General features: G+C 56.0%; 14 protein-coding genes. 5 read left to right on the forward strand and 9 right to left on the reverse strand.

Annotated features, from left to right (window positions below; translation table 11 throughout):
* Window positions 1–94 precede the first annotated feature (94 nt).
* Window positions 95–553, reverse strand: a complete 459-nt coding sequence (gene dut / locus M987_RS06435) for a dUTP diphosphatase (protein ID WP_014068349.1) — start codon at window positions 551–553, stop codon at window positions 95–97.
* Window positions 531–1,742 carry a bifunctional phosphopantothenoylcysteine decarboxylase/phosphopantothenate--cysteine ligase CoaBC gene (gene coaBC, locus M987_RS06440; RefSeq protein WP_088201902.1) on the reverse strand — a complete coding sequence of 404 codons (1,212 nt, stop codon included), beginning with the start codon at window positions 1,740–1,742 and terminating at the stop codon, window positions 531–533. The genes dut and coaBC overlap by 23 nt, the downstream gene beginning before the upstream one ends.
* Before the next feature lie 175 nt (window positions 1,743–1,917).
* On the opposite strand from coaBC, the gene radC reads away from it, so the two are divergent.
* From radC to mutM, 4 genes are all read left to right on the forward strand, one after another.
* Window positions 1,918–2,583 carry a RadC family protein gene (gene radC, locus M987_RS06445; protein WP_014068351.1) on the forward strand — a complete coding sequence of 222 codons (666 nt, stop codon included), beginning with the start codon at window positions 1,918–1,920 and terminating at the stop codon, window positions 2,581–2,583.
* A gap of 216 nt (window positions 2,584–2,799) precedes the next feature.
* Window positions 2,800–3,036 carry a 50S ribosomal protein L28 gene (gene rpmB, locus M987_RS06450; protein WP_002436699.1) on the forward strand — a complete coding sequence of 79 codons (237 nt, stop codon included), beginning with the start codon at window positions 2,800–2,802 and terminating at the stop codon, window positions 3,034–3,036.
* Between the two features lie 22 nt (window positions 3,037–3,058).
* Window positions 3,059–3,226: a 50S ribosomal protein L33 gene (rpmG, locus tag M987_RS06455; RefSeq protein WP_003024094.1), complete on the forward strand. Its 168-nt coding sequence runs from the start codon at window positions 3,059–3,061 to the stop codon at window positions 3,224–3,226.
* A gap of 74 nt (window positions 3,227–3,300) precedes the next feature.
* Entirely contained in the window at window positions 3,301–4,110 is an 810-nt protein-coding gene (gene mutM, locus M987_RS06460; RefSeq protein WP_014068352.1) for a bifunctional DNA-formamidopyrimidine glycosylase/DNA-(apurinic or apyrimidinic site) lyase, read from the forward strand.
* A gap of 47 nt (window positions 4,111–4,157) precedes the next feature.
* Here the strand turns inward: mutM and coaD are convergent, their stop codons facing one another.
* The 4 genes from coaD to M987_RS06480 form a co-directional block, all read right to left on the reverse strand.
* Window positions 4,158–4,637, reverse strand: coding sequence for a pantetheine-phosphate adenylyltransferase (gene coaD / locus M987_RS06465; RefSeq protein ID WP_014068353.1), 480 nt, complete (start codon window positions 4,635–4,637; stop codon window positions 4,158–4,160).
* A 3-nt stretch (window positions 4,638–4,640) separates the two neighbouring features.
* Window positions 4,641–5,411 carry a glycosyltransferase family 2 protein gene (locus M987_RS06470; RefSeq protein ID WP_014068354.1) on the reverse strand — a complete coding sequence of 257 codons (771 nt, stop codon included), beginning with the start codon at window positions 5,409–5,411 and terminating at the stop codon, window positions 4,641–4,643.
* A complete protein-coding gene (waaA, locus tag M987_RS06475) occupies window positions 5,411–6,685 on the reverse strand; it encodes a lipid IV(A) 3-deoxy-D-manno-octulosonic acid transferase (RefSeq protein ID WP_041161977.1) in 1,275 nt (424 codons plus the stop codon). Before waaA ends, M987_RS06470 begins: the two co-directional genes overlap by 1 nt.
* 67 nt (window positions 6,686–6,752) lie before the next feature.
* The gene (locus tag M987_RS06480; protein WP_014068356.1) at window positions 6,753–7,736 is read right to left on the reverse strand and encodes a glycosyltransferase; all 984 of its coding nucleotides are present in this window, start codon (window positions 7,734–7,736) and stop codon (window positions 6,753–6,755) included.
* Window positions 7,737–7,894: 158 nt separating this feature from the next.
* Here M987_RS06480 and M987_RS06485 point away from each other — a divergent pair, with 158 nt between their 5' ends.
* Window positions 7,895–8,998 (forward strand): glycosyltransferase family 4 protein, encoded by a 1,104-nt coding sequence (locus M987_RS06485; protein ID WP_014068357.1) that lies wholly within the window; start codon window positions 7,895–7,897, stop codon window positions 8,996–8,998.
* Here the strand turns inward: M987_RS06485 and M987_RS06490 are convergent.
* The 3 genes from M987_RS06490 to rfaC are packed head-to-tail and all read right to left on the reverse strand — an operon-like array spanning window position 8,977 to window position 12,165.
* Window positions 8,977–10,086 (reverse strand): glycosyltransferase family 4 protein, encoded by a 1,110-nt coding sequence (locus M987_RS06490; RefSeq protein ID WP_014068358.1) that lies wholly within the window; start codon window positions 10,084–10,086, stop codon window positions 8,977–8,979. The genes M987_RS06485 and M987_RS06490 overlap by 22 nt on opposite strands.
* Window positions 10,083–11,186 carry a putative lipopolysaccharide heptosyltransferase III gene (rfaQ, locus tag M987_RS06495; RefSeq protein WP_014068359.1) on the reverse strand — a complete coding sequence of 368 codons (1,104 nt, stop codon included), beginning with the start codon at window positions 11,184–11,186 and terminating at the stop codon, window positions 10,083–10,085. The genes M987_RS06490 and rfaQ overlap by 4 nt, the downstream gene beginning before the upstream one ends.
* On the reverse strand, window positions 11,179–12,165 hold the full coding sequence (gene rfaC / locus M987_RS06500) for a lipopolysaccharide heptosyltransferase RfaC (protein WP_014068360.1): 987 nt from the start codon (window positions 12,163–12,165) through the stop codon (window positions 11,179–11,181). Before rfaC ends, rfaQ begins: the two co-directional genes overlap by 8 nt.
* Window position 12,166 lies beyond the last annotated feature (1 nt).

Raw genomic sequence — 12,166 nt, forward strand, 5'->3', positions numbered from 1 at the left:
ACTTGCCAGGCTGGCATCCACGCAGCGACCGCAAACTGGCGTTTGCGGTTTTTTATTGCATTATGGCGCTGTGGGACGCGTCTTTATTGGGCGATTATTTACGCCCGGAATGGCCGAAGCCGCCTTCGCCGCGGTCGGTGGCATCAAAGTCTTCCACCAGGTTAAATTCTGCCTGCACCACCGGTACAAATACCATCTGCGCGATGCGTTCGCCCGGTTCAATGGTGAAGCTGTCCTGACCACGGTTCCAGACGGAAACCATCAGTTGACCCTGATAGTCAGAGTCGATAAGACCAACCAGGTTACCCAGCACGATACCATGCTTGTGACCCAGGCCAGAGCGAGGCAGGATCACCGCTGCCAGCGACGGGTCAGCAATGTGAATCGCCAGCCCGGTCGGGAGCAGGGTGGTTGCACCCGGCGCCAGCTCTACGGCGTCATCGAGACAGGCACGCAGGTCAAGACCGGCTGAGCCGGAGGTGGCATAGGTTGGCAGCGGAAATTGCTGACCAACACGCGGGTCCAGAATCTTAACGTCGATTTTTTTCATCATAACGGGTAACGATCTCGTCCAGTAATTGTTGGCCCAGGAGTTCCTTGCGCTCAAGCGGTAAGACTTTATCTCCATCCTGCCAGAAAAGGTGCAGTGCGTTGCTGTCGCTGTTAAATCCTTGAGTGGCCAGCGATACGTCGTTCGCGCAAATCAAATCGAGGTTTTTGCGGGTACGTTTTTGCCGGGCATATTCTTCCACATTATTCGTTTCTGCGGCAAACCCAACAACGTAAGGACGGTGGTTTTTCAGAGAAGCAACACCGGCAACGATATCCGGGTTTTTCACCATTTTTATTGTTAATTCATCGCCTTGCTTTTTGATTTTCGCATCAGAAATGGTCTCTGCGCGGTAATCAGCCACCGCCGCACAGCCGATAAAAATCTGCTGGTTTTGCGCGTGAGCCTGCACGGCCGCTTCCATTTCCAGCGCCGTTGTTACATCAATGCGCTGTACAAAAGGCGGTGTCGGCAATGACACCGGGCCACTCACCAGCGTGACGTTTGCCCCGCGTTTTGCCGCGGCCTGAGCAATGGCAAAGCCCATCTTACCGGAGCTGTGGTTGGTGATATAGCGCACCGGATCCAGCGGTTCGCGCGTTGGGCCCGCGGTAATCATGATGTTGAGATGTTGCAGATCGTTGACAGGCGCAAAATGCGCGGCGGCCATATCCACAATCGTCAATGGGTCGAGCATTCGCCCTGGGCCGATATCGCCACAGGCCTGGCTGCCGCTGTCTGGCCCCCAAATCAGCAGACCACGTGCGGCCAGGGTATCCAGATTATGCTGGGTGGCGGCATTACGGTACATCTGCTGGTTCATGGCAGGCACCACCGCAACAGGTGCAGGCGTTGCCAGGCAAATTGTCGATACCAGGTCGTTTGCCATGCCTGCGGCAACGCGCGCAATCAGGTCGGCCGTTGCCGGGGCAAGAATAACCAGGTCTGCCCATTTGCCCAGCTCAATATGGCCCATCGCGGCTTCGGCAGCCGGATCCAGCAGGCTGTCTGATACCGGGTATCCTGAAACGGCCTGTAGGCTCAGGGGAGTGATAAAGGCTTTACCGCCTTCCGTTATCGCGACCCGCACATCGGCCCCGCGCTCGCGCAAGCGGCGGACCAGCTCCGGCGCTTTATAGGCAGCGATACCGCCGCTCACGCCAAGAACGATTTTTTTACCGGCCAGGCTCATCATGATTCTTTCCTGTTGGGTTTCACCAGAGAGCGGGCATTTTATCACATTCCCAAAAGCGGGGTGATTTTGTCCTTCGGTCACTTTGCGAGGCGTTACGCAAGAATGAAAACTGTGCGTCGAACGCGGTACTGGCCTGTGGCAGCATAGACGGCAACCACAAGGAGACAGGGATATGGAACATATTTCACCCATGCTGCCGCGTGAAAAAATGCTGAATTTTGGCATTACGTCGCTAACGGATGATGAGCTGCTGGCACTGTTTTTACGCACTGGTACACCAGGGAAAACGGTTTTCACTCTGGCGCGCGAGCTGCTGCAACACTTTGGTTCGCTATACGGCTTACTGACTGCCGATCTGGCAGAATTTAAGCATGTTGAGGGTATCGGTGTGGCGAAATATGCCCAACTGAAAGGCATTGCAGAGCTTGCCCGGCGTTTTTACAGCGTGCGGATGCTGGAAGAGGATTCGCTCTTAACCCCTGACATGACGAGAGAATTCCTGCAAAGCCAGCTGACGGATGCCGAGCGTGAGATCTTTATGGCGATCTTCCTCGACAATAAAAATCGGGTGCTGAAGCACTGCCATCTGTTTTCGGGAACGCTGAACCACGTTGAAGTCCATCCGCGAGAAATTGTGCGGGAAGCGATAAAAGTGAATGCAGCCGCCGTGATCCTCGCGCATAATCACCCCTCAGGCTGTGCGCAACCGAGCAGAGCCGACAAAGAGATCACCGCGCGCATTACCAAATGCTGTCAATTCATGGACATTCGTGTGCTGGACCATCTGATAATTGGTCGCGGAGAGTACGTTTCTTTTGCAGAACATGGTTGGATTTAGACCATTTCACGCGATCCATCGGGATCTTTGTCTGTTCGGGACTTGAGCACATCGCCGAGTCAGCGTATACTACGCCACCTTTGAGAATCTCGGGTTTGGCAATTGGGCCTGGCAATCGAGAGTTCGCTTAGAACTGCGATGACCGGGCTGTAAAGCCTGACGAGGCGCCGATACCCCATACGAAGCTCGAGCTAATTTGATTTTTGGAGAATAGACATGTCCCGAGTCTGCCAAGTTACTGGCAAGCGTCCGGTGACCGGTAACAACCGTTCCCACGCACTGAACGCGACTAAACGCCGTTTCCTGCCGAACCTGCACTCTCACCGTTTCTGGGTTGAGAGCGAGAAGCGTTTTGTCACCCTGCGTGTATCTGCTAAAGGTATGCGTGTTATTGATAAGAAAGGCATCGATACAGTTCTGTCCGAACTGCGTGCCCGTGGCGAAAAGTACTAAGTACTTAAAGAGGAAATAAATCATGGCTAAAGGTATTCGCGAGAAAATCAAGCTGGTTTCTTCTGCTGGTACAGGTCACTTCTACACCACCACGAAGAACAAACGTACTAAGCCGGAAAAACTGGAACTGAAAAAATTCGATCCAGTTGTACGCCAGCATGTACTGTACAAAGAAGCTAAAATTAAATAATTTTAGTCTCCTTGTATTGAAAAACCCCGCTCCTGCGGGGTTTTTTGCATTCTGACTCTCTCAACGGAGGAACCATGCCTGAATTACCTGAGGTAGAGACCAGCCGCCGCGGTATTGAACCCCATCTGGTTGGCGCGACTATTCTTCATGCTGTCGTGCGCAATGGCCGTCTGCGCTGGCCGGTTTCCGACGAGATCCACGCCCTGAGTGATAAACCGATTCTGAGCGTGCAGCGCCGCGCCAAGTATCTGCTGCTGGAACTACCGGATGGCTGGATTATCATCCACCTGGGGATGTCCGGGAGCCTGCGTATCCTCAGTGAAGAGTTACCCGCCGAAAAGCATGACCATGTGGACCTGGTGATGAGCAATGGCAAAGTCCTGCGCTACACCGACCCGCGCCGCTTTGGGGCGTGGTTGTGGACCAAAGAGCTTGAAGGGCATAGCGTGCTGGCACATCTGGGGCCTGAGCCGCTCTCTGACGCCTTTAACGCAGACTACCTGAAAGAGAAGTGCGCGAAGAAGAAAACCCCGATCAAACCCTGGCTGATGGATAACAAGCTGGTGGTGGGCGTGGGCAATATCTACGCCAGTGAATCGCTGTTTGCTGCGGGCATTCATCCCGACCGCCTGGCGTCGTCGCTGTCGCCTCAGGAGTGCGAACTGCTGGTCAGAGTGATTAAAGCGGTACTGCTGCGTTCGATTGAGCAGGGTGGAACTACGCTGAAGGATTTCCTGCAAAGTGACGGTAAGCCGGGCTATTTTGCGCAGGAGTTGCAGGTGTATGGCCGTAAGGGCGAGCCGTGCAGAGTGTGTGGAACACCGATTATTGCCACGAAGCACGCTCAGCGTGCCACGTTCTACTGCCGCCAGTGCCAGAAGTAATGCAGTTGCCAGCCGGGCAAACGTAACGCCGCCCGGCAATCAGACGGCTACTTAAGCTTTTCCATCAGCGCCTGATGGACGTTCACCGGCAGGAAGTGGGTCACATCGCCGTGATGACGGGCGACCTCTTTCACCAGCGTGGAAGAGATAAACGACCACTCTTTTGATGGCATCAGGAACACGCTCTCCAGATCCGGCATCAGATGGCGGTTCATGTGCGCCAGCTGCATCTCATACTCGAAGTCAGCCACCGCGCGTAAGCCGCGGATCAGGATATTGGCCTGCTGGGCGCGGGCGAAGTTGGCCATCAGATCGCTGAACCCCACGACCTCAACGTTCGACAGGTGCGAAATCGCATCGGTGGCGAGCTGTACGCGCTCGGGAAGATCGAACATCGGTTTTTTGCTTGGGCTGGCGGCAATCGCCAGAATCACCTTATCAAACATGCTTGCCGCGCGGGTGATGATATCAAGATGACCGTTGGTGATTGGATCGAAGGTACCCGGATAAATCGCTTTTGTGCTCATGGCTCACGCTTTCTCTGAGTAGCCGCGGCTCAGCGCCCACAGCTCGGTGTATTTGTTAAAAGTATACTGGGCATTCACGACCGCCAGTAACCAGCCCTGTTTTCCGTCCAGCACGCCGCCACGCAGCAGCAGGGTTTTCAGAAATGCCCCGATCGTATGGGTGAAAATACCGGTCAGCGTTGCTTTCTTGCCACGCTGATGGCGTTCCTGTGCCCATGCGGTCGCGTAATTGAGCTGTTTACGCTGGAAGCTGGCGAAATCGCGGCAGGTCAGGTGCAGTAAATCACCGTTTAAGGCGACTACCGGCGCGTTATCGCAGGCCAGGGATTCATGCACAAGGTTATCGTTGTACTGGTAACGCTCGCGTTCATACAGGCGCATCACGCGGTCAGGGTACCAGCCGCTGTGGCGCATAAACCGGCCGAGAAAATAGTTACGACGCGCGATGCTGTATACAGCGCCTGACTGAGGCGCGGCGAGCACGCCCTGAATCGCCTGCTGAAGCTCTGGCGTAATGCGCTCGTCGGTGTCGATCATCAGCACATAGTCACCGGTCGCGTAAGATTGCGCGCGTTGACGCTGCACGCCATAACCCTGCCAGTCCGTATTGGTGTACACCTTCACGCCTGCTGCACGGGCTATCTCTGCCGTGTTGTCCTCACTGCCTGAATCGAGGAGGACAATTTCGTCAGCCCAGGCCACAGAGGCCAGGCAATCGGGAAGCAGATCGGCGGCGTTTTTGGCGATCATGACGACCGACAGACGCTGAGACATTAATGGCTCCGCTGAGGCAGATAAGGTTGAAGAAGTTGCAGCAGACGGGTCAGTGCGCCCTGGTTCTGATGCAGCACCTCGACGGCATGGCGGCCGTACCACAGACGGTAATCTTCGTCGGTCAGCAGGTTTGACACCTCTTTGACCACCGAGTCCGCATCGGTCACGGTAATTAAGCCATCGGCTTGCTGCAATTTAGCGCAGATATCTTTGAAATTAAATGTGTGCGGGCCCATCAGCACCGGGATCGCGTGCGCCGCAGGCTCCAGCGGGTTATGACCGCCGCGCTCAACCAGGCTGCCGCCCACAAAGGCGAGGTCGGCAATTCCGTACAGCAGCATCAGTTCGCCCATCGTATCGCCAATCACCACCTGGGTGCTGCTGGACGGGATCTCGCCGCTGCTGCGCAGGGTGAAACTGAAACCGCCTTTCTGCACCATCTCGCGGGCGTCTTTGAAACGTTCCGGGTGACGCGGCACCAGAATCAGCAGTAAATCCGGGAATTTTTCCAGCAGCTTACGGTGCGCTTGCAGGATGATCTCTTCTTCGCCGTCATGGGTACTGGTGGCAATCCAGACCTGGCGGCGCGGGGCCCACTGGCGACGCAACGTGACAGCGCGTGCGGCAAGCTCAGGCGTGACCGAAATATCGAATTTCAGGCTGCCGGTCACCGCAAGCTGGTTGCGCTTGAGGCCGAGAGAGATAAAGCGCGCGGCGTCTTCTTCGTTCTGTGCGGCAATCAGCGTGATTTTGCCAAGCAGGCGACGCATAAATTTACCCAGCTTGCCGTAGCCTTTAGCCGAGCGCTCAGAGAGGCGCGCGTTGGCAATAACCAGCGGGATCTTACGGGCATGAAGGGCGGAAATCATATTCGGCCACAGCTCGGTTTCCATCACGATCACAAGCTTAGGGCGAACGGTATTCAGGAAACGATTCATGGCGCAGGGCAGATCGTAAGGCAGATAGACGTGATGCACGTCTTTGCCAAATGCGGACATCACGCGCTCAGAGCCGGTCGGGGTCATGGTGGTGACGGTGATCGGCAAAGAGGGGTAACGGTGGCGCAGGGCGCGTACCAGCGGAATAGCCGCCAGTGTTTCGCCAACAGAAACGGAATGCAGCAAAATACCGTCCGGGGCGACTTTATTGCGGCAATAGCCATAGCGTTCAGCCCAGCGTTTTCGGTACGCAGGCGCTTTACGGCTACGAAGCAACAGTCGCAGCCACACCAGTGGCTGAATGATGTAGAGCAGGGCGGTATACAACAATTCCAAGCGATTATCCGTTTTTTTTAGTTTCGGCGGGCAAATTCTAAGCATTTAAGCCAGGTAAAGCTATCTCTTATGCCAGATACCGCTTTAAACGGAAATAACGGCGACCCAGGCGCCAGTGCTGGCGAAGCCCACGGGCGTTTTTCCAGATAAGTGTCCAGATCCCGCGATCGAACAGTTCCTGGATAATTTCACGCTTTTTGGCTGTATCGCCAATGTTGTTAATCGCGTGCAGGATCCCCAGACCCTCTTTCGCGATTTGCCACTGGCAGGCCGGTACGCGGCGCACGGCATCCGGGTAGCGCTGGTTGATAACGTCCAGCATTTCAAGGATTTTCATATAGTGGCGCGCGTTACGCATCCGCGTGTCATCCGTGCCCGGCGTGTGTGATACCGATGCAGAATGGATGAGATAGTCGTAGAAGGTTTCGTCTGTGTACTGTACGCGTTTGGCGGTCAGCAGCACTTCGGTCGTCCACGGAATATCCTGATGGCGCAGCCCATGCTCAAACGTGAATCCCTGCGCTTTAATAAAGGCGTGGCGATAAATATTAAGCCAGGTCACATGCAGGAATTTACGTGATGCCAGCGCGCGCTGAAGCCAGGTTGGGCCGTCCAGCACGTCTGTGGATTGCAGCTTGTCAGACGGGAAGATTTTTTTCGCAGGTCTGCCGTCATCATAAATATAGGTGCCGTTACAGGTGGCGACGTCGAGATCGTTTTTCTTCGCCATCTCCAGCAGACGTGGGTACATGCCCGGGTAGATCACATCGTCGATGTCCGGGAACGCGACATACTCGCCTGTGGCCTCAGTCAGACCGGTATTACGGGCGGCAGAGACGCCCTGGTTGCTCTGTTCGATAACCTTGTAATACGGGAATTCACTGGCGTATTGCGCAATGATCGCCGCAGAGTTATCGCTTGACCCATCGTCCACAACGACAAGCTCCAGACTGTCCAGATGTTGAGCTTTGATGCTGTCGAAAAATGCACTCAGGAATTTTTCACCGTTATAGACGGCGACCACAAGGCTCAATAAAGGTGTGTCGGACATGCTTTCTCCGTTGTGTTCAGGGCAGGCCACCCATGTTGGTGGTACCATTCGTGCTGTATTATATCTGGTGGATACTAAAAACATATGCCTGGAGGGGTTAAAGATCCCCTCGGGCGGCAAATTAGCGTCACGCTGGCGAGATTCATAACAGGAAATGTATGCATATTGTTCACACTGAAGCAGACGGTGGTAAAGGCGGGCAGCCTTTGCGCATTATTAACGAATCGTTAGGCATGATTCAGCGTGGCCATCAGGTGACCATTCTTTGCCCGGAAACTGCGCCGCTGCACGCGATGGCGAAAAGCGCCGGGTTAACGGTTGTCACCATGCCGTTAAAACGTAAGAACCTTAAAAACCTGCAATTGCTACGTCGCTGGCTGAGTGACAACCGAAAATCGATTGATGTCATCAATAGCCATAACTCTGCTGATACCTGGCTGGTTGCGCTGGCAAACCTGACGCTGTCGAACCCTGTGCCACTGGTGCGCACGCGCCATGCGTCCGGTGTGCCGCGCAATAACTGGACGACGCGCTGGCTGTTCCGTAAAGCCTGCGCCCATATCGTCACCACCGGTGAAGCGCTGCGTCATCAGGTGGCGAATATTGGCGTACCTATGTCCCAGAGCACATCCGTGCCGAGCGGTGTGGATACGCAGCGTTTTCATCCGGCGGATAAACACGATGCCCGCACGCACTGCGGATTGTCGCAGGAGGATTTCTGGCTGGGGGTGGTATCGCATCTGCGTCCGAATAAAGGCCACAGCGTGCTGCTGCGCGCCCTGGCGCAAATTGATAACCCGCACATCAAGCTGGCGATTGTCGGGGAAGGGCCGCACAAGGCCACGCTGGAGCAGGAAATCGTCGGGCTGGAATTACAACAGCGTGTGGTGATGGCGGGGCATCAAAGCGATCCTGAGCGCTGGTTCCCGGCGTTTGATATTGCGCTGAGTCCTTCACACGATATGGAAGGCGTACCCCAGGGTGTCCTGCAATCACTGGCGTCTCGCATTGCCACCATCGCGACCGATGCGGGTGGGACGGCGGATGCGGTGATTGATGGTCAGACGGGGATTCTGGTCGCTCAGCGTGATGAAAAAGCGCTGCATGATGCCATCGTAAAACTGTATGACGACGCAGACCTTCGCGAGAAGCTGGCGCAGCAAGGTTATGATTACCTGAGCACCCACTTTACTCGCGAATGTATGCTGGACGCGATGGAGAAAGTTTTCTCTGAAGCGGCTCAGCGCAGCAGGTCGCGGTAAAGCGCCTGGAGCTCTTTTGCCATTCTGTCCAGGGTGTAAGGTTCAGCTGTTGCGCGCGCAGCCGCTGAATAATCAACGCCCTGGGCACGGCCTTTCAGCCAGTGGGCGATAGCTTGCTGGTAACCTTCACTGTCGAGTGCGTCGCGCACCCAGCCGTTTTGACCTTCAGTTATCCACTCAGCCGCGCCGCAGCCGTGGCTGGTGAGCAGCGGTAGACCGCAGGCCAGCGCTTCCACGCAGACATTCGGGAACGGATCGTAGAGCGTCGGCAGGATCAGCGCATCCGCCGTGCCGTAAACTTCACGCACATCCGCCACCGGCCCCAGGAAACGCACGCGTGACGCCACGCCGAGCGTCTGTGCCAGCTTTTCAAATTTACGCGCGTGTTTATCGCGACCGGCAACCAGTAGCCAGACATCAGAGTGCGGGACAATGGCACGCAGCGCGGTGGCCACGCCTTTACGGCTAAAACCAGAACCGACATACGCCAGCACTGGCGCATCTTCCGGGATGCCGAGCGCAGCGCGCTGCGACAACGAGCGGACTGTCGGGCTGAAATGCGCCGTATCCACGCCGTTGTAGATAACGGTCAGTTTGTCATCCGACAAGGCAAAACGACGGGCGATGTCATCACGCACCATTTTCGAGTTACAGATAACGGTGCGCAGCTGCGGATGGGTAAACATCTGTGCTTCGGCCTGCAAAATATAGCGATGGTAGCGGCTGAATGACTGCGCCCAGCGTGCCAGCGGCGATAAAATACGGCCATACTGCTCAAGCCAGGTGGCATGTACGCCATCGCCGGCGCGGAAAATGGTTGCCCCGGGAATACGCTCATGGCTTTGCACAATATCGAACTGAGCAAAATGCGAGGCCGCTTCCACTGCAAACCCGGATTCACGGGCAACACGGTTACGGAACGGCGGATTTACCGTCAGCGTTTTCCAGCCTGACGCATCTTCCCACTGGCGGGCAATCAGCGTGACATCCAGAGTCGTGTCCTGGGCCAGCACGTTCAGCGCGCGGGACACAAAACGCTCCGCGCCGCCGTTGGGGTTGTAGGTCTGTCGGACGATAGCCAGCTTCATGCAGGATATTCCAGCAGCAGGGTATCAATAGCGCTCAGCACCTGTTGCGGGGTAATGGCGGTGATGCAGTCGGAAACGCCACCGTCACCGCAGCCCGCCTTGCCGCAAGGCTGGCAGGTAAACCCGGCAGTGATCACGCGGTAATTTACACCCCACGGTGCCCACTTAATTGCCCCGGTTGGGCCAAAGATAGCCACGGTCGGGGTCCCCACAGCACTGGCGAGGTGCATTGGCATGGAGTCAACGCCGAAGTAAATTCGCGCGTGCTTCATCAACGCGCCCAGCTCTTTCAGGTTCAGCTGACCGCTTAAATCAAACACCGGCTGGGTAAGCGCAGCACGCAGCTCATCCATATACGCGGTTTCTTCTTTTGACGGCGCGGCAGAAAGGATAATCGGCAGGCCACGAGCCGCCAGGTTATCGATTGTCGCCGCCAGCTTTTTGATATCCCAGGCTTTAAACATCCAGCGCGACGTCGGGTGCACCAGAATGTAGGATTTACTCTGTAGACCAAAACCGGCCAGTTTCTCTGCAACAGAGGTTTCTGCCGCGTCACCCGGTACAAACAGGGTATGTTTGTCTTCATCAGACTGTGGGTGAATACCGATCCGGCGCAGGGCGTCCAGGTTCACTTCCACCATATGACGGCTGTTGTCCTGAATCGCCGGGTAGAGCGTGGTGAAGGATTTCACCCAGCGACGACGTGCCAGCCCACCGCGCTTATCCGGTTTAAAGCCAACGGAGACACGCGGCTTCAGCCGACGCGCCAGGCGCGCGCCGTGCCAGTGTTCGGTCAGGTTAATCAGCACATCGTACTGGCGCCCTTTCAGCGTATTGACCAGAGCGCGATACAGACGGAATTGCTCGAACCAGCCCTTTTTACGCCAGTTGCGACCAATGGTATGCACCTGATCGATATGCGGGTGGCTGGTCAGCATCGCCTGCGTGTCGTCGTAGACCAGCGCATCGACTTCAACGTTCGGCCAGTTCTTTTTCAGCACGGTAAAGACCGGCGAGGTAAGCAGCACGTCACCGTGGTGACGCAGCTTAATGATCAGCACGCGCTTTGGTGGGCGCTCCGCTGAGAAAAAATCAGACATAGGCTCTCTCTGCTGCCAGCAAAGGCTCTAATTGCGCAAATACCGCAGCGGCGCTGAGGTCGCTCAACTGCGATGAATGTTCCGGGCGGCAGATATATTGATTTTTTCCGTAGCCGCCGATAAGGCCCGGGTCCGTTGGGCCGTAAAGCGTAATATTAGGTCTATCCAGCGCGGCCGTCAGGTGGCTCAGGCCGGTATCTACCGATACCACTGCCGTCGCGCCCGCCAGCTCTTGCGCTACGCCGTCGAGCTTCATGCGTGGCAAGACGTCCACGTAATCAAACCCTTCCGCCAGGCGTTTGGCGCGTGCTTCTTCATGCGGGGCACCCCACGGCAGTTTGATGCGCAAACCTGCGTTGCCCAGTAAACCAATCAGCTCACGCCAGTGGGTTTCCGGCCAGTGTTTATCATCCCGGGTGGTGGCATGGAGGAAAATCAGATAAGGCGCGCTAATTTGCTGTGAATTATGCAGGAAATGCTGTGAAATGGCGTAATCGCCCTGCATTTCAGGTTTGGCATAACCCAGGCTTTTGGCGAACAGCTCACGGGTACGTTCCACCGCGTGCTGCTGCTTTGCAATATGATGGCGACGGTTATAGAACAGGCTTGCCAACGGTTCGCGAGCGCTTTGCCAGTCCATGCCGTGCTTTACGCCGTGTGCCAGTCGCGTCACCAGTGCGGCACTTTTGACCAGCCCTTGCGCATCGATGATGGCATCGTAGTGCTGAGCCTGCACCGCATCGCGAAACGCTTTGCGTTCTGCCTTGATCGGCGCGGAGAACCACGCCTTACGCCAGCGGCGGATAGCCACCGGGATCACGCGGTCGACCGCTTCATGCCAGGTGGGGATCTGCGCGAAGCCTTCTTCCACCACCCAGTCAAAACGAATGCCGGGAATGGCCTGCATCGCGTCCGTCAGAGATGGCAGCGTATGCAGAACATCGCCCATCGAAGAGGTTTTAACGATCAATACCCGCATT

Origin of the sequence: Enterobacter soli ATCC BAA-2102, assembly GCF_001654845.1 — a bacterium.
GTDB lineage: Bacteria > Pseudomonadota > Gammaproteobacteria > Enterobacterales > Enterobacteriaceae > Enterobacter > Enterobacter soli.

Coding starts and splice junctions, on each gene's coding strand:
- dut (WP_014068349.1), bottom strand. CDS start 553: ATGATGAAAAAAATCGACGTTAAGATTCTGGACCCGCGTGTTGGTCAG.
- coaBC (WP_088201902.1), bottom strand. CDS start 1,742: ATGAGCCTGGCCGGTAAAAAAATCGTTCTTGGCGTGAGCGGCGGTATC.
- radC (WP_014068351.1), top strand. CDS start 1,918: ATGGAACATATTTCACCCATGCTGCCGCGTGAAAAAATGCTGAATTTT.
- rpmB (WP_002436699.1), top strand. CDS start 2,800: ATGTCCCGAGTCTGCCAAGTTACTGGCAAGCGTCCGGTGACCGGTAAC.
- rpmG (WP_003024094.1), top strand. CDS start 3,059: ATGGCTAAAGGTATTCGCGAGAAAATCAAGCTGGTTTCTTCTGCTGGT.
- mutM (WP_014068352.1), top strand. CDS start 3,301: ATGCCTGAATTACCTGAGGTAGAGACCAGCCGCCGCGGTATTGAACCC.
- coaD (WP_014068353.1), bottom strand. CDS start 4,637: ATGAGCACAAAAGCGATTTATCCGGGTACCTTCGATCCAATCACCAAC.
- M987_RS06470 (WP_014068354.1), bottom strand. CDS start 5,411: ATGTCTCAGCGTCTGTCGGTCGTCATGATCGCCAAAAACGCCGCCGAT.
- M987_RS06480 (WP_014068356.1), bottom strand. CDS start 7,736: ATGTCCGACACACCTTTATTGAGCCTTGTGGTCGCCGTCTATAACGGT.
- M987_RS06485 (WP_014068357.1), top strand. CDS start 7,895: ATGCATATTGTTCACACTGAAGCAGACGGTGGTAAAGGCGGGCAGCCT.
- M987_RS06490 (WP_014068358.1), bottom strand. CDS start 10,086: ATGAAGCTGGCTATCGTCCGACAGACCTACAACCCCAACGGCGGCGCG.
- rfaQ (WP_014068359.1), bottom strand. CDS start 11,186: ATGTCTGATTTTTTCTCAGCGGAGCGCCCACCAAAGCGCGTGCTGATC.
- rfaC (WP_014068360.1), bottom strand. CDS start 12,165: ATGCGGGTATTGATCGTTAAAACCTCTTCGATGGGCGATGTTCTGCAT.